17 protein-coding genes are annotated in these 22,045 nt (G+C 56.8%); 2 read left to right on the top strand and 15 right to left on the bottom strand.

Features of this window, described 5'->3' with window-relative positions; genetic code table 11:
• Positions 1–171: 171 nt before the first annotated feature.
• Complete coding sequence (gene selA / locus EDC27_RS06375; RefSeq protein ID WP_123289788.1) at positions 172–1,608, top strand: L-seryl-tRNA(Sec) selenium transferase; 1,437 nt, start codon at positions 172–174, stop codon at positions 1,606–1,608.
• A 13-nt stretch (positions 1,609–1,621) separates the two neighbouring features.
• Here selA and EDC27_RS06370 read toward each other — a convergent pair whose 3' ends face one another.
• Complete coding sequence (locus tag EDC27_RS06370; RefSeq protein ID WP_211334796.1) at positions 1,622–2,866, bottom strand: MFS transporter; 1,245 nt, start codon at positions 2,864–2,866, stop codon at positions 1,622–1,624.
• 231 nt (positions 2,867–3,097) lie between these two features.
• Here EDC27_RS06370 and EDC27_RS06365 point away from each other — a divergent pair, with 231 nt between their 5' ends.
• Positions 3,098–3,421 (top strand): IscA/HesB family protein, encoded by a 324-nt coding sequence (locus EDC27_RS06365; RefSeq protein ID WP_342778631.1) that lies wholly within the window; start codon positions 3,098–3,100, stop codon positions 3,419–3,421.
• A 101-nt stretch (positions 3,422–3,522) separates the two neighbouring features.
• Here EDC27_RS06365 and EDC27_RS06360 read toward each other — a convergent pair whose 3' ends face one another.
• The 14 genes from EDC27_RS06360 to EDC27_RS06295 all read right to left on the bottom strand — a co-directional run bounded on the left by EDC27_RS06360 (position 3,523) and on the right by EDC27_RS06295 (position 22,016).
• The gene (locus EDC27_RS06360) at positions 3,523–5,181 is read right to left on the bottom strand and encodes an ABC1 kinase family protein (RefSeq protein WP_123289786.1); all 1,659 of its coding nucleotides are present in this window, start codon (positions 5,179–5,181) and stop codon (positions 3,523–3,525) included.
• Positions 5,182–5,225: 44 nt separating this feature from the next.
• Positions 5,226–5,546, bottom strand: coding sequence for a phasin family protein (locus EDC27_RS06355; RefSeq protein ID WP_123289785.1), 321 nt, complete (start codon positions 5,544–5,546; stop codon positions 5,226–5,228).
• Positions 5,547–5,617: 71 nt separating this feature from the next.
• Positions 5,618–6,529: a DnaJ domain-containing protein gene (locus tag EDC27_RS16735; protein ID WP_123289784.1), complete on the bottom strand. Its 912-nt coding sequence runs from the start codon at positions 6,527–6,529 to the stop codon at positions 5,618–5,620.
• A 167-nt stretch (positions 6,530–6,696) separates the two neighbouring features.
• On the bottom strand, positions 6,697–8,406 hold the full coding sequence (locus tag EDC27_RS06345) for a radical SAM protein (RefSeq protein WP_211334795.1): 1,710 nt from the start codon (positions 8,404–8,406) through the stop codon (positions 6,697–6,699).
• 270 nt (positions 8,407–8,676) lie between these two features.
• Positions 8,677–9,870: a cell division protein FtsZ gene (gene ftsZ / locus EDC27_RS06340; protein WP_123289782.1), complete on the bottom strand. Its 1,194-nt coding sequence runs from the start codon at positions 9,868–9,870 to the stop codon at positions 8,677–8,679.
• Positions 9,871–9,989: 119 nt separating this feature from the next.
• Positions 9,990–11,216 (bottom strand): cell division protein FtsA, encoded by a 1,227-nt coding sequence (ftsA, locus tag EDC27_RS06335; RefSeq protein WP_123289781.1) that lies wholly within the window; start codon positions 11,214–11,216, stop codon positions 9,990–9,992.
• Positions 11,217–11,264: 48 nt separating this feature from the next.
• On the bottom strand, positions 11,265–12,053 hold the full coding sequence (locus EDC27_RS06330) for a cell division protein FtsQ/DivIB (protein WP_170161648.1): 789 nt from the start codon (positions 12,051–12,053) through the stop codon (positions 11,265–11,267).
• A 41-nt stretch (positions 12,054–12,094) separates the two neighbouring features.
• Complete coding sequence (murB, locus tag EDC27_RS06325; RefSeq protein WP_170161647.1) at positions 12,095–13,006, bottom strand: UDP-N-acetylmuramate dehydrogenase; 912 nt, start codon at positions 13,004–13,006, stop codon at positions 12,095–12,097.
• Entirely contained in the window at positions 13,006–14,415 is a 1,410-nt protein-coding gene (gene murC / locus EDC27_RS06320) for a UDP-N-acetylmuramate--L-alanine ligase (RefSeq protein ID WP_123289778.1), read from the bottom strand. Before murC ends, murB begins: the two co-directional genes overlap by 1 nt.
• Before the next feature lie 9 nt (positions 14,416–14,424).
• A complete protein-coding gene (gene ftsW / locus EDC27_RS06315) occupies positions 14,425–15,597 on the bottom strand; it encodes a putative lipid II flippase FtsW (RefSeq protein WP_123289777.1) in 1,173 nt (390 codons plus the stop codon).
• Positions 15,598–15,611: 14 nt separating this feature from the next.
• Entirely contained in the window at positions 15,612–17,048 is a 1,437-nt protein-coding gene (murD, locus tag EDC27_RS06310; protein WP_123289776.1) for a UDP-N-acetylmuramoyl-L-alanine--D-glutamate ligase, read from the bottom strand.
• Positions 17,045–18,454, bottom strand: coding sequence for a UDP-N-acetylmuramoyl-tripeptide--D-alanyl-D-alanine ligase (locus EDC27_RS06305; protein WP_170161646.1), 1,410 nt, complete (start codon positions 18,452–18,454; stop codon positions 17,045–17,047). The genes murD and EDC27_RS06305 overlap by 4 nt, the downstream gene beginning before the upstream one ends.
• A complete protein-coding gene (locus EDC27_RS06300) occupies positions 18,454–20,025 on the bottom strand; it encodes a UDP-N-acetylmuramoyl-L-alanyl-D-glutamate--2,6-diaminopimelate ligase (RefSeq protein WP_123289774.1) in 1,572 nt (523 codons plus the stop codon). Before EDC27_RS06300 ends, EDC27_RS06305 begins: the two co-directional genes overlap by 1 nt.
• Positions 20,022–22,016, bottom strand: coding sequence for a penicillin-binding protein (locus EDC27_RS06295; protein ID WP_123289773.1), 1,995 nt, complete (start codon positions 22,014–22,016; stop codon positions 20,022–20,024). Before EDC27_RS06295 ends, EDC27_RS06300 begins: the two co-directional genes overlap by 4 nt.
• Between the last annotated feature and the right edge of the window lie 29 nt (positions 22,017–22,045).

Genomic DNA, 22,045 nt, shown 5'->3' with positions numbered 1-22,045 from the left:
TTCTTTCGTAAAGATGAAGTCTTTTCCACACCTCCACAGCTCTTGTCATCAAAAAACTGCTGGCATTGTAAAACCAGTTAAGGCATTTTTTTGTCCTCAAGGGCCGATTCGCATCGGGCCGGCATGTAAGTGACTGGACTCCCCAGTACGTTGTGGATGTGGAGCTTAAAAATGCCTAACAACCAAGGGACCACCCTTCAGGATCGACTTCGCCAGTTGCCCAGCGTGGACGAACTTCTCAAGCATCCGGACATTCACGACCTTCTGTCCGGTGTTGCTCGAAAAATCGTGGTGGACAGTGTCAGGGAAGTGTTGGAGGAGGCTCGTCGGCATCTGCTCTCACCTCACGAGCATCCTCTGGCCGCAGTGCCCTCCATTTCAGAACTGGTTCAAAGGGCTTCGGTGTTGTGTGCACAAAAAAATGCCTTCACTCTTCACCCCCTGGTCAACGCCACAGGAATCGTAGTGCATACCAATCTCGGACGTTCCCTACTGGCCGAAGAGGCGGTGCAAAGGCTGCAGGTGGTCTGCCGTTCCTATTCCAATCTGGAATACGATGTGGCCAAGGGTCGGCGTGGTTCCCGCTACGTGCACGCGGAAGCCATCCTACGAGAAATCACGGGGGCGGAAGCAGCCCTTGTAGTCAACAACAACGCCGCGGCTGTTCTGTTGGTGCTGAACACCCTCGCCAAGGGCCAGGAAGTCATTGTTTCCCGTGGCCAACTGGTGGAGATCGGCGGTTCCTTTCGCATTCCCGACGTCATGGCCGCCAGCGGGGCCATTCTTCGAGAAGTCGGCTGCACCAATCGCACGCATCTTTACGACTACGAAAGGGCCATCGGAGAACGCACGCGGCTTCTCATGAAGGTGCATTGCAGCAATTATCGGCTCGTCGGATTCACGGCTGAAGTGGCCCTGGAAGACCTGGTTCGGTTGGCTCGCCGCCACAACCTTTTGGTGGCGGAAGACCTGGGCAGCGGTTCCCTTGTGGATGTCTCTCCGGTTGGGCTGCCTCAAGAACCCACAGCCCAACAAGCCGTGCGTGCCGGGGTGGATGTGGTGACCTTTAGTGGAGACAAGCTGCTTGGAGGGCCTCAAGCGGGAATCATTCTTGGGCGCAAGGAGATTATTGCTCTGTGCAAGAAAAATCCTCTGACCCGGGCTCTGCGCGTGGACAAGATGACTCTGGCCGCTCTGGAGGCCACCCTGCGCCTTTATCGTGATGAACCCACGGCGTGGCGTCGCATTCCCACCCTGGCCATGATCGCTCGGCCTTTGGCATCCTTAAAAGACCAGGCTCTGCAGCTGGCTCAGCGAATTCGGGAAGCCGTCGGCATAACAAGCATGAACGTGCAGGTTATGGAAAGCTTTTCCCAAGTGGGCGGAGGGGCGCTGCCGGAACGCAACCTGCCGACCTATGTGGTGGCCGTCTCGTCGCAGCGGTGGAGCGCCAATCAATTGGAAAAGTTCTTTAGAGCCAATAACCCACCCATTATCGGCCGCATTGAATCCGATCGCTTCCTCATGGACGTGCGAACCCTTCAAAACGGCGATCCCGACATCATTGTCCAAGCCTTTGCCCGCCTCGCCACCGAGGAACCTCAATGAACCAAAATACAGCCTAATCCACGTCACGGGAAAAGAAAGTCTTGGAAGGCCCGGACCGGCTTGAAGGCGGAAGGACGCGAAGGGCCAAAAGCCCCATGACCAAGAAAAGAATCCCTGTCGCCGTAAAAGTGGCGCGCAGCCCAAAACCCTGAGCCACGGCGGCGCCCAAGAGCGGGGCTATGGCGCGGGATCCGGACACCACAGAGCTGTCCAAACCGTACACGGACCCTTCTTCTCCTTGAGCCGTGTAAGCTGCTAGAAGAGCACTGGTGGAGGGCAGCGTGCCTCCCAGAGCGAGCCCAAAGACAGCCTGCAGCGCCAAGAGCTGCCACGCTTCCTGAACCAGGCTCTGGGGAAGATACGCCAGCCCACTCATAAGGGCACACATGACTAAAACCCGTTCATGGCCGATGCGGTCTCCAAGCTTTCCCCACAGCACGGCGGAAAGCGCACTCATGAAGGCCACCACGGCAAAGACAAGCCCGGTAAACGTATTGACCGAGGCGTCGGGTTCCAACAGTGTCTGAATGAAAAAGGGGGCGATGGGCACGATCATCATTCGGCCCAGATAGGCAAAAAAACGAAGTCCGTAGGCCATGCCGACGCCACGACGTTGCAGCACGCTTCGCCAGGACTTCCACAACCCCGAAGAAACGCCGCCTCGTGGCACCCCCAGAGAAGGCTCAAAGACCTCCTCAACCCCTACAGCCACCAGCACGCCTGCGGCGGCCAAAAGGGCTCCGGTGACCCAAAAAGCGGCACGATAGCCCAGCGAATCGGCCAAAATGCCGCCCAGCAAAGGCCCCACGGCAATGCCTCCTGTGAGGCCCAACTGCATGACCCCCATGGCGTAGCCGATGCGATGCCGCGGCGTTGAAGCTGCCACCAAGGCGTTGGCGGCGGAGATGGTTCCCGTGATCAAGCCCTGAAGCGCTCGAAGCCCCACCAGTTCCTCGGCAGAGCGCACAAAGGCCATGGCCGCCAACACCACGGCACCGCCAAAAAGGGAGCGCTCCACCATGAGCTTACGACCAAAACGATCCGCCAAGCCTCCCCAGATAGGTGAAGCGACCATCATGGTCAAAGCCTGCGCGGAAAAAACAAGGCCCGCTAAAAGCTTAGCGTTTACATTCCACAGGGATGGCAGCTGTTGCACGTAGAGCGGAAGGAACGGAAAGATCACAGAAAAACCCACCGCCGAAAGAAGCTGAGCCACGAACATGATCCACAACGTGCGCTGCCATGAAGCGCCTTCCACGCCACCCTCCGTTAATGCGATGAAACCAGGCCGCCTGCGCGGCGCCGTGCATCCCATCCTAGCCGGAATCACAACATGGAAACAACCCAGGTTTGGGCCCCCTTGCTCACCCCCTGCAAATCTTTCTTCTCAATTTGATCAATTGTTGCTAAGGTGCGCCCCGCTTCAGTTGACACGGCGCAAGGCTGTCCATAATGAAGTAAAAATGCCTTGAAGAAAAAGGAGAGCACAATGGTTCAATTGACACCGAAAGCGGAAGAAGTCCTCAAGGAATACTTCCAGGGTAAAGAAGTCCATCCCATTCGCATCTTTTTGCAGCAGGGCGGATGAAGCGGTCCGTCGTTGGCAATGGTTCTGGATGAACCAACAGATGCGGACGCTGTCTTCAAGATCAATGGCTTTACCCTGGTGGTGAATCGCCAATTGCTGGAGCTCACGAAGAACCTGACCGTGGACTTCGTGGATCACGGCATGGTTTCCGGTTTTCGAGTGCTGTCGGAAGTCCCCATGGGCGGGGGAGGATGCGGGGCTTCCTGTGGGAGTTCGTGCGGCTGAAAATCGAGGCCGATCTTTCGAGTCCCTGCTAGTGAAAAAGGGCCCGAAGCGGCCCTTTTTCATGTTTCGCCGCGCGAACCCGTTACACTTCGAAGCGCCGTTCAAAAACGGCGAGAACGCAAAATGGTCACGATGAGCCAGAGACCAAAAAGCCCTGAGATGAGGTAGCCGATAATGCCCAACGCCGGATACCCAAAGAGGTAAGGTTCTACGCCCGTGGTGATGATCATGGAAGAGCCGATGATCATGGCCGCGACGATGAGCCCCAAGGTCAACCGATTGGACATATTGTCCAAAGTGCGCCGAAGATCCCCCAAATTTTCGTGCTGGAACCGGACATTCAGCTCCCCTCGTTGCATCTTGTCAAGAATCTGCAAGATTCGCGGCGGGACCTCCCTTTGCATTTGACCTAGATGCCGCAAAGTGCGGCGAACATTTCGCAACAACTCCGGAGGCTTCCATCGCTCCATGGAAAGCCGAGCCACCAGATCCTCGGCTTCCTTGACCACGTTGAGGTTCGGCGCCAATTCTCTGGCCGTGCCTTCGGCGGTGATGAGCGAACGAATCATCATGGCCAGATCCGACGGCAGATGGAGTTTGTAGTCTCGCAGTAGGGTGGCTATGTCCATGAGGAGGGAGCCCAGATCGATCTGTTCCAGTGGAATGCCATGATAGGCGTCAAGAAGGTCCAGAATTTCCCGGTGAATCAGGCTACGGTCCTCGGCACTGCCGCCGCCGCGCGCCACGGTCAGGATGATTTCCAAAACCCGGTCACTGTCCTTTTCCACAATCGCATGTACCAGGTCGATGATCTCATAGCGCATCTCCCGGCTCAGACGCCCCACCATTCCCCAATCCAGCAGACAGATCGCCCCTTCGTCCGTCACCAGGATGTTTCCAGGGTGCGGATCGGCATGAAAGAAACCGTCCTCGAGAATCTGCTTGACCATGGCCTTAAGGCCCAGACGAGCCAACTGGAGTTTTTCGGCCGTGTCCGCTTGACCCATCACTTCGGAGAGTCGTCGGCCTTGAATGAGTTCCATGGTGAGCACGCGTCGACGCACGTACGGGTCCAGGACGCGAGGGGCAAAGCAACGGTCGACGTTTTGAAAGTTGGCTCGGAAGATGCGAATATTTCTAGCTTCCAGGGTAAAGTCCAGCTCGCGCGTCATGGTGCGACGCAGTTCCCGTACCAGATTGGGAAGTTCATAGACCCGAAAATCCTCGAGCCTTTCATGAATTTCCTGGGCAATGATTTCCAAAATATAAAGGTCTTTTTTGATGACGTGACCGATGCCAGGGCGCTGCACTTTGACCGCCACGGCCTTCCCTGACCGGGCCAGCACGGCCCGATGCACCTGAGCCATGGAGGCCGACGCCAAAGGCTCTTCTTCGAACTGGGAAAAGATTTCATCCAGAGGTTTTCCCAAGGATTGCTCCAGTACGAGGCGGATTTGGGAAAAAGACACCGGAGCAACGTCTTCTCGAAGCTTCCTCAACTCTTGAATCAGGGGATAAGGCAAAAGATCCGGCCGAAGGCTCATCATCTGGCCGAACTTCACAAAGGTTGGACCGAGATCTTCCAGAGCCCGGCGAATTCTTTCAAACGTGCTCGTTTCCAGCTCCTGCGGATGCCGAACGCCCGGCAAATGGCGGGTGGGAAATCCCAGGCGGTTCAGGACGTCGTCGAAACCATATCGAAAAAGAATCACGGCGATGTCTTTGAATCGGCCCAGGTGCATGATTGTTTTGAAATCCACACGGCCTCCTCATGTCCCGAGGCACTTTCTTTAGCCCTTGGCCCCTAAACCTTGCCCAAACGCTCCTCCATCATGGACACGCGTTTTTCAAGGTTTTCCAGTCGGTCTTTAAGCCCCTCCAGCTCACTGCGTCGCGCCACGTCCACCCGCTCCACAGCCTTCTTGATGTTTTCACTGAGCGACTGCTGAATCTCCTCCCATTGCCGCTCCCCGCTGCGAATCAGCTCCTCCGCCAGATTGTCGGCTTCCTCTCGAGAGAGCTTTCCCTCCTCGACCAAAGACTTGGTCGCCTTTTCCACCCGCTCCTTGGTCATCACCACGGCACCGAGGCTCGCCAGTAGTCCTTTTTTGATCAATTCCAGCATGGCTTACACCCCCTTTCTCTTCAAAAAATTGGCCCTTCGCGTCGGCTTTCAAGAGCCAAGTCACAGCGTTGTCACATGCCCTCGACCCGCAGCTCAATGTAGGTATCGCCTTGCACCGGCAAACCGTGATGCTGGATCGTCTTTCCAAGACTCTTGAGCCTCAGGCGCGTGCCACTGGAGACGCCCGGAGGAATTCTGACCGCCACCCGTTTGTTACCCAGATGGGGTAAAGCCACTTCCAGAACCGTTCCGTGCATGGCTTCTTCCAGATCGATGGTCAGCCGGTACACCACGTCCGCACCGCCTGCTCCATCTGCGCCGATGCCATGTCCTTGGTCTCCCAGACCGACCCATTCCAGGGCCTTGCGCACCAAGCGCTTGCCCATGTTTTTTCCGGCTTGATAGAGCAGCGAAGCTCCCATTTTAAGCACGGGAAGGACCAGCGAAGATTTGGACGAAGGCTTGGAAAAATCCCCATGCCCCTTCGATGGGGACTCCGTGCCGTAACGACCCGCGGAGCGATAAACGCGCACGCCTTCGGGTCCGCCCCACATGGTGGCGCGAAAAACAAAAGTCCTGCCCCCAAAAAAGATGTTGTTCAAGAAACTGTCATCAAACCGAAAGCCCATGCGCTCGAATTCTCGACGCATTTCCGCAAAAATTTCCTGAGCCTGTCGACTTGTGAAAAAGTCTCGAAAGATTTCTTCCTGACTGTAGCCAAAGCCGCCCGCAGGTCCATGGACGGTGCCCGGTCGATGACTCATAACCCGATACCGGTCGTATTCGGCCCTTTTTTGAGGATCTGACAACACACCGTAAGCTTCATTGATCTTTTTGAATCGTTCTTCCGCTTGGCGATCCCCCGGATTGCGATCCGGATGGGTTTCCAGAGCCAATTTTCTGAAGGCCCTTTTGATTTCCTCCGGCGACGCTTTCGGAGAAACCCCTAGGATGGCGTAATAGTCGTTGAGGTTTGAGGTCATGGTGATGTCCTTCCATGGGTCAGATTTTCGGGTCTCATTAACGCGATGCCCGCGTGCCCGCCAGATCGGCTCTCATAAAGCCCTTTGGCCTCAGTTGGCTTTGTAGAATAGCACAAGGAACAAAACGCGGGAGAAAAATCCTTCGAAAGCCCATCCCCGCAGCCCTCTCACGATGGACCCTCGGCATGGGCACGCCCACATGCGCCACAGATATGGCACCCCGGTTCTTGAACGCAGGGTTCCGAGGCAAGGCCACGCATGGCTCTTTCGTATTGAGAACGCAGGAAAGCTCGCTTGACGCCGTGATCCACGATCTCCCATGGAAAAACTTCGTCCGGATCCCTTTCCCGCATCACCCAAAAATCCGGATTCAGCACCGATTCTCTGGCCACCTGGGTCCAACTCATGCCCTTGAGTGCGACCTTTTCCAGCAGGTCACCCACCCGACGGTCTCCTCGGCTCAGCATCGCCTGCACATAAGCCCATTTGGGTAGATCGAAATGGACGCGCACATTGGCGACTTTGCCCAGAGCATGCTTGAGCCATTTGGCCTTGGCTTTGAGCTCACTCACCCCCGCAAAGGGCGCCCATTGAAAAGGCGTGAACGGCTTGGGGACGAAAGAATGAACACTCAAGGTGATCTCCCCCAGTTTCTTTTGGCCTCGACTGCGCTCCAGCACCCGGTGCTTGACCCTTTTGACCAAATCCACCGTGGCCGCCAGATCTTCACGGGTCTCCAAAGGCAACCCGATCATAAAATAAAGCTTCAAATGCTGAACACCACACGCCGTGAGGCGCTCCGCAGCCGAAAGGACATTCTCGTCCGTGAGGTGCTTGCCGATCACGGCCCGCAAGCGTTCGGAACCCGCTTCGGGGGCTATGGCAACGGCTTTCAAGCCGCTTTCCCCCAAAGCCATTAAAATGTCCGGGGACACCTTGTCCGCCCGCAGGGAGGAAAAATGCACTTGCAGGTTCCAGTCCAAAAGGCGGTGGCAAAGTTCATTCAGTTCTGGATAATCGGAGACGGCCGGGCTGACGAGACCGATGCGCGCCGTATGGGGCATCCACTCGGCCACAAGGCGGCTTATGGCCTCGAGGGTGTGAAACCGAGGGGGCCTGTAAATAAATCCCGCCGCACAAAACCGGCAGCCGCGACCACAGCCGCGGCCAATCTCGATCAGAGCCGTCTCGGAAAATTCCGTCTCTTTGGTGACCAAAACCGAATGGGCAGGTTCTATGGAGTCCAAACCCACCTTGACGGCTCGGACCCTTGTCGGAACCTTTCCCTTGGGCTGTATGCTCTGCAGAACGCCCGTTGACCCATAGACGGGTGTATACAGCCGAGGCACATAAAGGCCGGGGCAGTGTTCAGCCAAATACTCCAATATTTCGCGGCGCGATGCCCCCTGCGCATCGATCCAGTGACGCACAAAAGGATTTACAAGGCCTTCGGCCTCGCCGATGAAGAAAAAATCCATAAAATCGGCCAAGGGTTCCGGATTTAATAAGACTGCGACGCCTCCGGCAGCAACCAAAGGGTCCGTCTCATGGCGGTCGGCACTTCGTACCGAAAGCCCCGCCCAATGAAGCATTTCCAAAATGGCCGGATAATCATTTTCAAAAGAGACCGAAAAGGCGATGAGGTGAAAATCCGTCAAAGGCCGGGACGACTCCATGGAGAGTAGCTGTGCTCTGCCCGAACGGCACTTTGCGCGAATCTCCGGGTCGGGATAAAAAACCCGTTCGCACGTCACGAAAGGAATGTCATTGAAAAGCCGATAGGCGGTCTGAAACCCCAGGTTGGACATGCCAACATGGTAAGTGTTAGGAAATGCGAGAACAATATGGATAGATCCTCCCGGATTTCGGGAGATCAAGGACTTTTCTCTGGTCAGCCGAATCTGTGAAAGTTGCCTCTGCTTCCAACGCATCAACGTGCGAGGCCGACGACTCCTTCGGAACAGTCCCCCATCGCCCGCACGCTAAAGCCGCAAACCCGCCTGCCCATGCCTTGAAGGCAAGAGCGTCCCTTCTCTCGCTTCCTGAGAAGCGGGAAGGAACCGCCGCGCGGGCACTCACTCGGGGCTCCTATCCCGCTCCCTTGTGGCCATAGGACGGGGAGTCATGCCACGGAAAGACCCAAAACCTCAGTCGGCTTGTTTGCGAATGAATGTGGGAATGTTCCAATCCTCCTCGTCGACCGATCCTCCTGTCAGTCTCTTGAAGAAACTCCTCTTCCTGGGACGATCCTCAAGAATCAAATCATCCCGAATAGGAGCGCTGGCCGCGGCCGGCAACACCGTGGCTTCCGGCACGTGAGGCATAATGGGTTCCACCGCCGATTCCTGTCGAAGCCTTGTAATCCGGGACATATCGCGCTTGGCTTGCTGCTTAGGCTGGCCAATGCCCGTGGCGATCACGGTCACCCGCAGCTCATCGCCCATGGTCTCGTCAATAGTCGTGCCCAAAATGATCTGCGCTTCGTTGTCCACTTCATTGTAAATGATCGTGGACGCTTCTTCAAACTCGTACATGGCCAGATCCGGACCGGCACAGATGTTGATAAGGGCCGCGCGAGCTCCGTGAATGGAAATGTCTTCCAGAAGCGGACTGGAAATGGCCATTTGCGCCGCCATGGCGGCTCGGTTTTCTCCCTTCGCCACGCCTGTACCCATCATGGCCAAGCCCATCTCGCTCATGACGGTCTTCACATCCGCAAAGTCCACATTAATCAAACCCGGATTCATGATGAGATCGGAAATGCCTTTGACGGCGTGCAGGAGCACATCGTCTGCTTTACGGAACATTTCAAGAAGAGTGGCGCGTCGATCGGCCAGACTGCTCAGCCGGTCGTTGGGAATGCTAATGAGGGTATCCACCACTTCCCCCAGGGCTTTGAGTCCCTGTTCGGCGTTGCGTTGCCGCACTTTACCTTCAAAACTAAAGGGCTTGGTGACAACAGCCACCGTCAAGGCTCCCAGTTCCTTGCACACTTTAGCGATGATGGGCGCTCCACCCGTGCCGGTCCCTCCACCAAGACCTGCAGTGATGAAGACCATATCGCTGCCTTGTAGCGCTTCACGAATCTTGTCCAAATCTTCTTCCGTGGCCTTGGCGCCTTTTTCCGGATCGCCTCCGGCGCCCAAACCTTTGGTGAGGTTGGTGCCCAGCTGCACGTGCACAGAGGCCATGTTTCTTTCCAAGACCTGAAAGTCCGTGTTCGCCGCGATGAATTCAACCCCTTCCATGCCTGCGGCGATCATGTTGTTCACAGCGTTGCCGCCCCCACCACCAATTCCTAAGACCTTGATGCGTGCTCCATGAATCGGTTTGCTTTCCATAGCGACTCCCCTTTGTCTTGCCGTTGACGTTGCCCGTCCCGCCGCGCCTCGGCGCGACCCCGTTCACCGTGCCCAGACCTTGAACGCCCCAGGAAAGGGCAGATCATAGGCCTGAAAATTCAAAACTCTTTAAAAAGGTTCTTGAGAAAGGCCCACCCTCGATGCCACCAGGACTCTTCCGAGGATCTTTGGCGCAGTCTCGGCCCGTGTTGCCATCCGTAAAGCAAAAGCCCCGTCGCCGTGGCATAGATCGGGTTTTTCACCACGTCGCCCAAACCACCAAAACGGTAAGGAACCCCTATGCGCACCGGCAGGTCAAAAACACGCTCCGCCAAATCCCGAATCCCCGGCAGTAGGGATACCCCTCCTGTGAGCACCACGCCCGCGTGAAGGAATTCCGTGTAGCCTGAGCGAATGAGCTCCAATTCTGTGACCTTCAAGATTTCTTCCACGCGTGCCTCGATGATTTCCGCCAAGATAGAGCGCGCCAATTCTCGAGGTTTTTGGCCGCCTACGGAACCCACGGCGATCACTTCTTGAGGATCCACGCGCTCAATCGTCGCGCATCCGTATTGGCGCTTAATCTTTTCTGCCTCATCGATCGCCGTGCGAAGTCCCACAGAAATATCGGATGTCACATGGTTGCCACCCAGGCCGATCACCGAAGAATACCGAATCGCCTGTTCTCGAAAGACGGCAACACTGGTGGTGCCTCCGCCCATGTCCACCAGAGCTACGCCCAAATGCTTCTCATCGGGATCCAAAACCGACTCACTGGAAGCCAAGGATTCCATCACAATATCCAACACATGCAATCCGGCCCGTTCACAGCACTTGACGATGTTTTGCAAGGCGCTGAAGACTCCTGTGACAATGTGCACTTTGGCTTCCAGACGCACGCCGGACATGCCCAAAGGGTCCTGAATGCCTTCCTGATCGTCCACGATGTATTGCTGGGGCAACACGTGCAGAACACGGCGGTCAAAAGGCATGGCGATGGCCTTGGCCGCTTCCAGGACCCGTTCCACATCCGTTCGCGTCACCTCGCGGCTCTTGATAGCAATCACCCCATGGCTGTTGAGGCTCGTAATGTGCGTTCCGCCCACGCTGGTATACACGGAAGAAATCTGGCACCCTGCCATCCTTTCCGCTTCGCTGACCGCCTTGCGAATGGCGTTGACCGTTTGATCGATGTTGACCACCACACCGCCGCGCATGCCCACCGAAGGCGTCGTTCCCACCCCGACGATATCAATCCCTTCGGGTGTCATTTCCCCGACCACGACACACACCTTGGTGGTCCCGAGATCCAAGCCGACGATCAGGTCATCTCTTCTTGCCATCATTCCCTCGTGACCCTTAAGGTTTCCATGGCGCCGAGGCTGAACGCTAGTTCACACGCCTTGCCCCTTCTGAAATCGGCCCTGAATGTAGGCTCGATCGGGATAGGACAGATCCATAGCCTGCAGCCCATCCAAGGCGGCCGCACCCATGCGACGCTCCACTTCTCTGAGAGCTCTCCGCATGCGTTGCATCTTCAGCAAAAAATCCCCATTTCCAAGATGGATACGAGTTCCTGTGGGATTGGCATAAATCGAGACGCCTTCCAATGGATCCCATAGAATTTCTGACACAAATTGGACGCCCAGACCCGACACACCCTTCAAGGCCCTGAGAAGCTCATGAAAGACCTCAAGAAAGGCCTCCGGAACGCGCTCTCCCAGTGCGGGTTTTCTCGAGCCCACTTTGGTCACATAGGGCAGTTCCATGTAAGATTCGACCTTAACCTCCATAAACAGCCAGCCCTCTTCGTCCATGAGCAGAGGGCGCGCTCCCATGACCACCGCCACGGGCTTGCGCTCACCGATCATGACCACGAGCCGGCCGCTGGGATCCAGGGCCACCTGAGCCGATTTGACCCACGAAAGCCTTTCGAGCCGCTGGGCCAAGACGTCCAGCCGCAGCCTGAGCATGCTGGTCCCCTTGGGAACGCCCAAGGTATCCAGAACGGTTTTTCGATTCAGCCTTACCGTCCCTCGTATTTCGATACTCTTCACCCTCAGCAGAGGTGCGTCCAAAAGAGCCGCATAAGCTCGACAAAAAAGGCAACTTATGCCCAGCGCAGCTCCCAGGACAACTCCCAGTGCCAAAAGAACCAACACCCAATGAATCGGTCCTCCCACGCGACGTGGATTCTTACGGTATCGATTTTTCCTGGGCCGCATCATTCCAGGACCTGCACTTCCAATTCCAAGTCCACGCCAAAACGCTCGCGAACCCCTTGGCGCACAGCCTCGATGACGTGAAGCACATCATCCCGCGTGGCTTGACCGCGATTGACGATCCAATTGGCGTGCACCGGCGAAACTTCCGCATCGCCGATGCGAAATCCCTTGAATCCTGCTCGATCAATGAGGGCGCCGGCCGATTGGGATCCCGGATTTTTAAAAACGCAACCGGCGGAAGGCCATCGAAGAGGCTGGTTTTGGCGGCGCTCTCTAAGAATTCGCGCAATCTTTCGAGCCACTCGATGGGGCATGGCCTCCGTGACTCGAAAATCCGCTTCCAAGACCACCGCGTCCTGAGGCAGCCCGCCGCATCGATACCCCATGGGCAAGGCGGTGCGGGGCAGCATCTGTTCCTGAAGGTCCTTGTCAAGAATCCTCACCCTCTGCAACACATCGGCAATGGATCCCTTTCGTGTTCCCGCGTTCATCATGACCGCGCCACCAACGGATGCAGGGATGCCCGCAAGAAATTCCAGCCCGGTCCAGCCGTGACGCATGGACAGTTTGAGCAACTGGGCCAGGCGTATGCCAGCACCCGCCGTCATGGTTCCAGATCGATGATCCCAAGGCTTCCACCGCAACTGGGTGCAACAGCGATCCAGCAAAATCACCACCCGATGCCACAGGCCGTCCGGCAATAGGACATTGCTGCCTCTCCCGAGAATGGTCCAGGGCACGCCTTCGCCCCTTAACCTCTGAAGCACCGCTTTCAAGGACGCTTCGGTTTTGGGTTGCACCACGCATTGAACGGATCCGCCCACACGAAAGGTGCTCAACCTGGAGGCCGGCACATTCCACTGCACCTCCACATCCTCACCAAGATCTCCTAGGAGGCGGGTCCATTCCATCAGCAGGACACTCCCCGAAACACCTTTGGGCCGTTCCCTGTCAGTTGCTCCAGGAGCCATTCCCCCACCTGCCACACATTGCCGGCACCCAGCGTCATGACCACATCGCCGGGTTGAACCCGCTGCACAAGAGCTTTCGTGACCTCTTCAAGCGTCGGACAAAAGGTGATGTCGTGATGGCCATATTTGGCCACCTCGTCCGCAAGGCGCCGCCCCGTGACTCCTTCAATGGGAGGTTCACCGGCAGCATAAATCTCCGTCAGGAACAGAATGTCGGACTGGTAAAAGCAGGTCGCAAACTGGTCCAAAAGCCCGCGAGTACGCGTGTAACGATGCGGCTGAAACACCACAATTTTTCGCCGATGTGGGTAGCTTTCGGTCAGGGCTTTTAACACCGCACGAATTTCCGTGGGATGATGTCCGTAGTCGTCCAAAACCAGCACTCCGGCCCGTTCGCCCTTGATTTGGAACCGCCGTTGGACTCCGGTCATGTCCTGAATCCCCAACCGAATGGCCTCCCAGTCCAACTCCAGCTCCAAGGCCACCGCGACGGCCGCCAGGGAATTGAGCACATTGTGTCGGCCAGGCAGCGGCAGTACCATCTCTCCCAGTTCGCAGTCCTTATGATAGGCCCGGTACCGGCACCCCAAACCATCCAACGTCACCTGCCTCGCCTGAAAATCGGCCTGCGATGAAAAACCGTAGGTGACAAACCTTTTTTGAATTCGAGGCAAGAGGTGCTGAATGTTTTCATCTTCGAGACACAGGACCGCCTGACCGTAAAATGGAACCTTATTGATAAACTGCAAAAAGGTTTCACGAATGTGTTCCAAGTCGCGATAAAAATCCACGTGCTCCCAATCGATATTGGTCACCACGGCAATGGTGGGTGAAAGCATCAAGAAGGTCCCATCACTTTCATCTGCTTCGGCCACCATAAAATCGCCGGCGCCCAGTTTGGCGTTGGTGCCCCACGCGTTCAGCTTGCCGCCGATGACGACTGTGGGGTCCAGGCCGCCTCGAGCAAGCACCGTGGCCACCATGGATGTGGTCGTGGTTTTTCCGTGAGCGCCGGCCACAAGCACGGCGTACTTGAGGCGCATCAGTTCGGCGAGCATTTCCGCTCGGCGAATGACGGGCACCTTACCCATTTTCCTCGCCGCCATCACCTCGGCATTACTTTCCGCCACGGCCGACGATAACACCACCACGTCGGCCCCCTGCACATGGCTTTCATGGTGACCGATATGAATTTCGGCCCCTAACTGACGAAGCCTTTGGGTCGTCTCGCTTTCTCGAAGGTCCGAGCCACTGACGCGATAGCCCAGATTGAGCAGCAGTTCGGCAATGCCGCTCATGCCGATGCCGCCAATGCCCACAAAATGAATATGTTGGTACCGCTTGTACACGAGGCTTCCTCACAAACGAGCCCGCCGCGCCACACTCAAAATGATGCCGACGGCGATGCAGTTGGCGGTCAGGGAACTGCCCCCATAGGACAGAAAAGGGCACGTCAGTCCCTTGGTGGGGAACAAACCCAAGACCACGCCGATATTGAACCAGGCTTGAAAGACGATGAGAAAGGTCAGACCCAAGGCAAGAAGGCCCCCCAAGTCGTCCACGGCATTCAAGGCCACACCAAGGCCTCTCCAGAACAAAAACAGCACCACGGCCGTTAGGAACAACATGCCCACAAAACCCAATTCCTCGGCCATGACCGCAACGATGAAATCCGTGAAGGGTTCCGGCAGATAAAAAAGTTTTTGTTGCCCGGCACCGAGACCCTTGCCCCAAAGTCCACCGGATCCAACAGCAATGAGGGACTGAATGAGGTTGTAGCCGCTGTCCAGGGGATCGGTCCAGGGATTCAGAAAGGCCATGAGCCGGGTGAGCCGGTACGGGGAAAAGATCACCAAGGCCCCCAAGGCAAGTCCCGCTAAAGGAACGAAAAGAAAAAGGTGTCGCCACGGCACGCCGCCCGCCGTCCACAGCACGAAACTCACCCCGACCAGAATGGCGCAGGTACCGAAATCGGGTTCCAAAAGCAAAAGGACGCACACAAGGCCAAGAGCGCACAAGGAGGGCCCAAGGCCAGAAAACAAACGATCCAAACGGTCCTTTTTTCGGGTCAGGTAGCCGCTTAGATAGATCACCCACCCCACCTTTGCGTATTCCGACGGTTGCACGAGAAACGACCCTACGGCGAACCACCGGCGCGCTCGATTGATTTCCACCCCAAAGCCAGGAATCAGCACAAGAACCAAAGCCAGGACCATTCCCAACAGAAGAACCTTGCACAACGGCAAGAAAACTCGATAGGGAAACCGCTCAAAAAATAGGATGAGCGCCACACCCAGGGCGGCAAAAATCGCCTGCTTGACGGGATAAGACGGCACTCCACTCAAAAAACCCTCTTGCCGCATGCCCGTGGACACACTGGCGCTCCACACCATCAGGATGCTAAAGGCCATGAGCAACAACACGAGGGCCCAGATCTGTCCGGATGGACTCCACAGCGCTGCAGTCGGCGCCTCGCCTCTTTCTGAAGGTCCATAGGGCATCATGCCTGGGGTCGCTCCGTTGCGATCCATGCCGTGGCCCCTCTCTAAACCATTCCCGAACGTTCCGCGGCCTTTTTCTTATGCTGCTCAAAAAGCGCGCGAAAGTGATCTCCACGGGCGGCATAGTTGGCATACTGATCAAAGGAGGCGCACCCAGGCGACAGCAGCACCACGTCACCCGAAACGGCCCGCTGCACGGCTTCGTGAAAAGCCTTTTCCAAGTCTTGGACGACCACCGTGGGAACATGGCCTGAAAGTTCTTCAGCCGCTTGAGGCCCGGTTTCGCCAAACCCCACAACCGCTCGCACTTTCTCTGCGCACAGGGGAGCCAAGTCTCGAAAATCCGTTTTCTTAGAACGTCCTCCCAACAGCAGCACCACCGGTTGCGCGCAGCTCTCCAAAGCCTTGATCACGGCGCCCACGTTGGTTCCTTTGGAATCGTTGATGAATCCCACGCCATCCACCGTACCCAGCCATTCCATGCGATGCGCTGAAGGCCGAAACGTGTCGATGACCTCCTGAATCGTTTGAGGGTCGACCCCGCCGCGCAACGCGGCCAGGGTGGCGGCCATGAGGTTTTCCAGGTTGTGCCATCCTCGCAGCGCCCACCGGTCTAAACGAAACTGACGGCGCACTCCACGCGGGTCCATCACCGTAAGGATTCGGCCGTCCGTAATAGCTGCGGCGCTGGAATTCGACCGAGAAAAATACAGGGTCTGGGCGGCAATTTGAGAAGCCCATCGGCAACAAACGGGGTCGTCTGCGTTGATCACGGCCGTCTGCACAAGCCCCGCGGACCTCTTAAAAAGGGAGAACTTGGACGCCGCATAGGCATCAAAACTCTCATAGCGATCCAAGTGATCCTGGGTCACATTCAAGATGATCCCGATGTCGGGCATAAAGCTTGGAGCGGTGTCCAGTTGAAAGCTGCTCACTTCAAGGACGCACCAATCCAGCAGGGACGCTGCGGAGGTCCCGTTGGACAACTCTTTCCAATGGTCTGCAAGCCAACCGGTGAGCGGTGTGCCGATGTTGCCACCCACGAAGACCTCGAAACCGGCCGATTGCAAAAAGGTTCCCAGCAGTTCGGTGGTGGTGGTCTTGCCGTTGGTGCCCGTGACAGCCATGGTGGGAACTTTCAGGAACCGCCAGGCCCATTCCAGTTCGCCAATGAGGGGAATGCCCCGCTCTTGAACCGCTCGAAACACCTCCGTGTCCACAGGAACCCCTGGACTCACCACCACAAGCTCGGCATGCAGAAAATCTTCGAGCCGATGGACACCTAAGCGCACATCGACGCCTTCGGCCTCAAGGGTCGTCGCCGCACAACGAAGAGGCGGCTCCTGAGAATGATCCATGGCGAGCACGCGATACCCCTGGCGCAATCCCCATCGGCAAGCGGCCTGGCCCGAAACACCAAGCCCTACCACCACGAGAAGAGGCTTTTCTTGGCAGCCGTGAGAGACTTCTTTCCGTTTCACGGTGCAACCCTTGGGAGGCCTTTGCGTTCGAGAATTTTTTCCACCACTCGCTCCATGGTCATGCCCCTGGACCCTTTAACCAATATCCAGTGTTTGGGTTCCAGGTGTTCCAGCACCACCTGAGCGGCTTCTTCATGGTTTGCTGCGAGAAAACAAAGGTCCGGCGTATACCCAGCACGCTGTGCGCCGTCAAGGATATCTTGGCCATGGGCCCCGAGAACGACCAGGACCGTCGGCCCGGATTTCGCGGCCTGTTCCCCCACCCATTGATGCCACGAGGCGGCCGATTCTCCCAGTTCCCGCATCTCTCCAAGCACCAAGGCCAGGGGGTGTGCTTGTGCGACGTCTTTTATGGTCCGAAAAGCCGCCACCATGGACATGGGATTGGCATTGTATGTGTCATCCACCAGAACCATGCCGTCCTGAAGTTCCACAAGCACCATGCGCTGTTTGACCGGACGGTAATCTTCCAAGCCAACCTGTATTTCTTCCACAGAAAATCCCAGAACATAAGCGGCAGCCGCCGCCATCAGGGCATTGAGGACGTGGTGCTTTCCCATGGCCGCAAGCCGAACCGATGCCATGCCTGAGGGCGTGGCAAGCCGAAACCGACTTTCTCCGGCAAGCACCGTCACGGCACCTTCCACACAGAAGTCCGCGGAAGCTTTTTCGACAGAACAAAGAAGACGGTGCGCCTTGATCTCTTGAGCAAAAGCCCTGAGGCGCCCGTCATCGCCGTTGACGATGGCGGTGCCTTCTTCTGGCAGGCCGGTCCAGAGCTTGCCCTTTTCCGAAAGCACAGTATCCAAGGATCGCAAGCCTTCCAAGTGGGTCGGATGAATGTTGGTGATGATGCCCACCGTCGGCTGAACCATGGACACCAAGCGCTCCATCTCTCCTACCACGTTGATGCCCATTTCCACCACGGCCGCATCGTGAGCGGCGGTTAACTGAAGGAGCGTCAAAGGAACACCGATGAGATTGTTGAAATTGCCAGGATTCTTCAGAGTATGAAGGCGCCGGGCGAGAATGGAAGCCGTCATCTCCTTGGTGCTGGTTTTGCCGTTACTGCCCGTAATGCCCACAACAGGTAAAGAAAAACGCTGCCGAACGCAGCGCGCCAAGTCTCCCAGGGCCTGCAAGGTGTCCTTGACCACAATGACCGATGCGCGGTCGCTCACCTTGTGGGCCCTTGGCAGACGCTCAACCACCACAGCCGAAGCCCCCCGCCGCACGGCCTCTTCCACAAATTCATGACCGTCAAACCGCTCCCCCCGTAGCGCCACAAAGACATCCTTGGGCCTCAGCGTTCTTGTGTCCGTGACCACGCGGGAAGGCAACACTTCCACGGACGGCCCGTATAGGGTGCCATGAACGGCTTCGGCTATGGTGGCCAAGGTCCACATCACCATACCCCTTCGGCAGCTTGAGTGGGCATTGTTCGAGCGCGGCGCTGGGCCAAAGCTTCTCGGGCCACAACACGATCGTCAAAAGGGCGCACCTGCGTACCCAAAATTTGATACGTTTCGTGACCTTTTCCTCCAATAAACACAAGATCTCCCGGTTCGGCTCTTCGTATGGTTTCTCGAATGGCACGGCGCCGATCCACCTCAATGGTGTACCCACTCAAAGGGAGGACCTCGTCTTCGAAGGAAAACCTTACTTTTCCGGTGGATTGCACACCGGGTTCTATGTCTTTGACGATGGCTTCCGGGTTTTCCGTTCGAGGATTGTCACTGGTGATAACCACCATGTCCCCGTAGCGACCGGCCACAGCGCCCATGACGGGACGCTTGGTGCGATCCCTGTCCCCACCGCATCCGAAAACCACCCACACACGCCCCGAAGCCAATTCCCGTAGGCATTCCAAGGCCTTTTCCATCGCATCCGGAGTGTGAGCAAAGTCCACCACCACCTGAAGTCCACATTCGTTGTCAAGGCGCTGAAGACGGCCTTCCACCGAATTGACGGCGGCAATTCCCTCGGCTACCGCTGACATAGAAATCCCCAGCGACTGCACGGCGCCAATGGCCGCCAGAATGTTGTAGAGGTTGAGACGGCCCATGAGGGATGAAGAGATGGACACCGCTCCCGAAGGTGTCTGGACCGACGCCTCGATGCCCTGCGCCCCAAGCGTGTACCTTAAAGGATGAATGGTGCTTCGCGAATCAAGGCCAAAGGAACACACAGCCGCGGCGAATTCCTGAACGAGCCTTTGGCCATAGAGGTCATCTCCATTCACGACCATAGAAGGAGCATGGCGAGACTCTTTCATGTGTTCGGCAAAAAGACGCCTCTTGGCGTTAAAATATCGTTCCATAGACCCATGAAAATCCAGATGGTCTTGAGACAAATTGGTGAAGACGCCAACATCGTAGAAAACACCATCCACGCGGTGCAGCTCCAGGGCATGGGACGACACTTCCATGACCACGTGGCTCACCCCATCCCTTTTCATGCGGAAAAAAAGATGTTGCAGATCCGCCGCATCGGGCGTGGTCATGTCCGGTTTTTCCTTCACCTCCCCCCATCGGTATCCCAGGGTGCCGATAACACCCACGCGCAGGCCTGCACAGGCCAGAATGCTTTCCACGAGAAGGGATGTGGTCGTCTTGCCGTTCGTGCCCGTAATGCCCACGAGACTCAAAGAACGAACCGGATGATCGTAAAAGGATGCGGCGGCGGCGGCCATGGCCTTTCGCGCATGGTCTACCATCACCACAGGAACGGTCAGAGCGGTTTCGGGAAGCCTTTCCACCAAAACGGCGCTGGCGCCGCGACGCACCGCGTCTTCGACAAACACATGCCCATCCGTATGCAACCCGCTTAAAGCGACGAAAAGATCGCCTGGACGCACGCGACGGCTGTCGGTCGCCAGGCCAAAAACGCGCACATCGCTCGGACCGATCACGCGCGCGTTCGGCACATCATTCAACAAAGCCATCAAAGGTTTGGCACGCTTTTCTTCAGAAATCACAATACCTCTTCCAAGTAAATGGTCACGGCCGTCCCTTTAGTTGCCGAGGTCCCAGCCATAGGATGTTGCCGGACAACCCGACCTCGACCCTGAGGCGACACAGCCAAGCCGAAATCCTTTAGCACGGCGACCGCGGCTTTTAATGAAAGCCCTTGAACGTTGGGAACCGTCACCGGACCGTCTTCCGCTGAGGTCATAGCCACACCTTCGCCGGTGGTTCTTTTGGAACTCGTGGAAACCCTCCGCACCGCCGCCGGTAGCTCCCTAGGCTTCTTGTCAGGCAATACCCCCAGGTAGGGCAGGGCTTTTTCCATCACATCGCGAAACACGGGCGCGGCCACGACACCGCCGTAGTATTCCGGCTGGGGTTCATGAATCACCACCGTCATAACCAAGCGAGCATGGCTGACAGGGGCAAAACCCACGAAAACCGAGGTGTATTTATCCAGAGAATACCGGCGGGTTTCGGGTTCCACCACTTGAGCTGTCCCTGTCTTGCCAGCCGTGGTGTATTGGGCCAAGGCGGCCTTGGTTCCCGTGCCCCCCGGCTCCACAACCCCCTGCATCAGTTCTCGAAGCTTGGCGGCCGTTGCCGAACTCAACACGCGACGCCCTTGGTCTTGGCCAAACTCCTTGACGACACGCCCCGAGGCATCGAGCACCGCCTTGGCAACCCGCGGCGTCTTCATTACCCCTCCATTGGCAATGGCCGCTACAGCACTGGTTAATTGCAACCCTGTCACGGTCACTCCCTGGCCAAAAGCCATCACCGCCAAATCAATAGGTCGCCATGACGTCAAAGGCCGAAGGGTTCCCGAAATCTCTCCGGGTAGGTCCACACCCGTTTTTTTGCCGAATCCGAACTGATCCAAGTACCGATAAAACCGCTCCGATCCAAGAGTGTCTGCCAATTTGAGAGCGCCGATGTTGCTAGAAACCTTGAGCACTTCCGCGACGGTCAACCACCCATAAGGATGCACGTCGCGAATGGTGTGAGCGGCCACCTGAATTCTTCCGTTCTCGCAAAAGATGCGGTCTTGGGGTCGGGCCGACTTGGCGTCCAACACAGCGGCCAGGAGAAACGTCTTAAAGGAACTTCCCGGCTCAAAGGCATCGGCGATGGCCCTGTTCCGCCACTCAGCTGGCTGATGCATTACGTAATTGTTGGGGTCAAATCCCGGCCAGACAGCCAAGGCCATCACTTCAAAGGTCTGGGGATCCATGAGAATCGCCTGGCCGGCAGCCGCGTGGTGCTTCTTGACGGCCTTTTGCAACGCCTGCTCCGCCACCGACTGCAAGTAGCCGTCCAAAGCCAACTGCAGGCTATACCGTTCTTGGGGAAGAGGGGGCGGAGCGTCCCGAAGCCAAATTTTGCGCCGACCCCCATCTCGCAAGGCTGTCGTCGATCGCATCGAATGGCGCAAGAGACCGTCATAAGCCTTTTCCACACCTTCCAAGCCAACCCCGTCCACACCCACAAAACCTATGACATGGCCTCCAATATGCCTAAACGGATAGTATCGGCGCCATTCTGAAGTGACTCCTATCCCTGGAAGTTTCAGGGCCATCGCGCGCTGCGCCTCTTCTATGGAAAGGTCGCGACGAAGGCGAATAAACCTTTTGTTCTGCCGAAGCTTTTGCTCGATTTTGTCAGCCGGTTCCCCCACGATGGAGGCAAGCTGGGCCGCTGTCGATTTGGGATCCTGTATCAGCGCTCCATCGGCAAAAAGGCAGGGAGACTTTATCGACAAGGCCAAGTCCTGCCCACGTCGATCCATGATTTTTCCACGGTACACGGGAATGGCCACCACACTTTGTACCTGGCCGATCTGGATTTCCTTCCACTTGGCATGGTCCACGACCTGAAGATATAAGGATCGACCCAAAATGGCTGCACACAGTACGAGACCCAGCCCTTGCAACAAACGGCATGAAAACCAGAACCGAAATCCCGGCCTTTTCTTTTCCGCTCGTTGCGCTTCCGCCTCCATGGCGCACCCTTTGCCTCAGAAATTTCTAA

The sequence above is a fragment of the Desulfosoma caldarium genome (genome assembly GCF_003751385.1).
In the GTDB taxonomy this organism is placed as follows: domain Bacteria; phylum Desulfobacterota; class Syntrophobacteria; order Syntrophobacterales; family DSM-9756; genus Desulfosoma; species Desulfosoma caldarium.
Note: the sequence above shows the minus strand (reverse complement) of the source record. Positions and strands in the feature narration are given on the sequence as shown.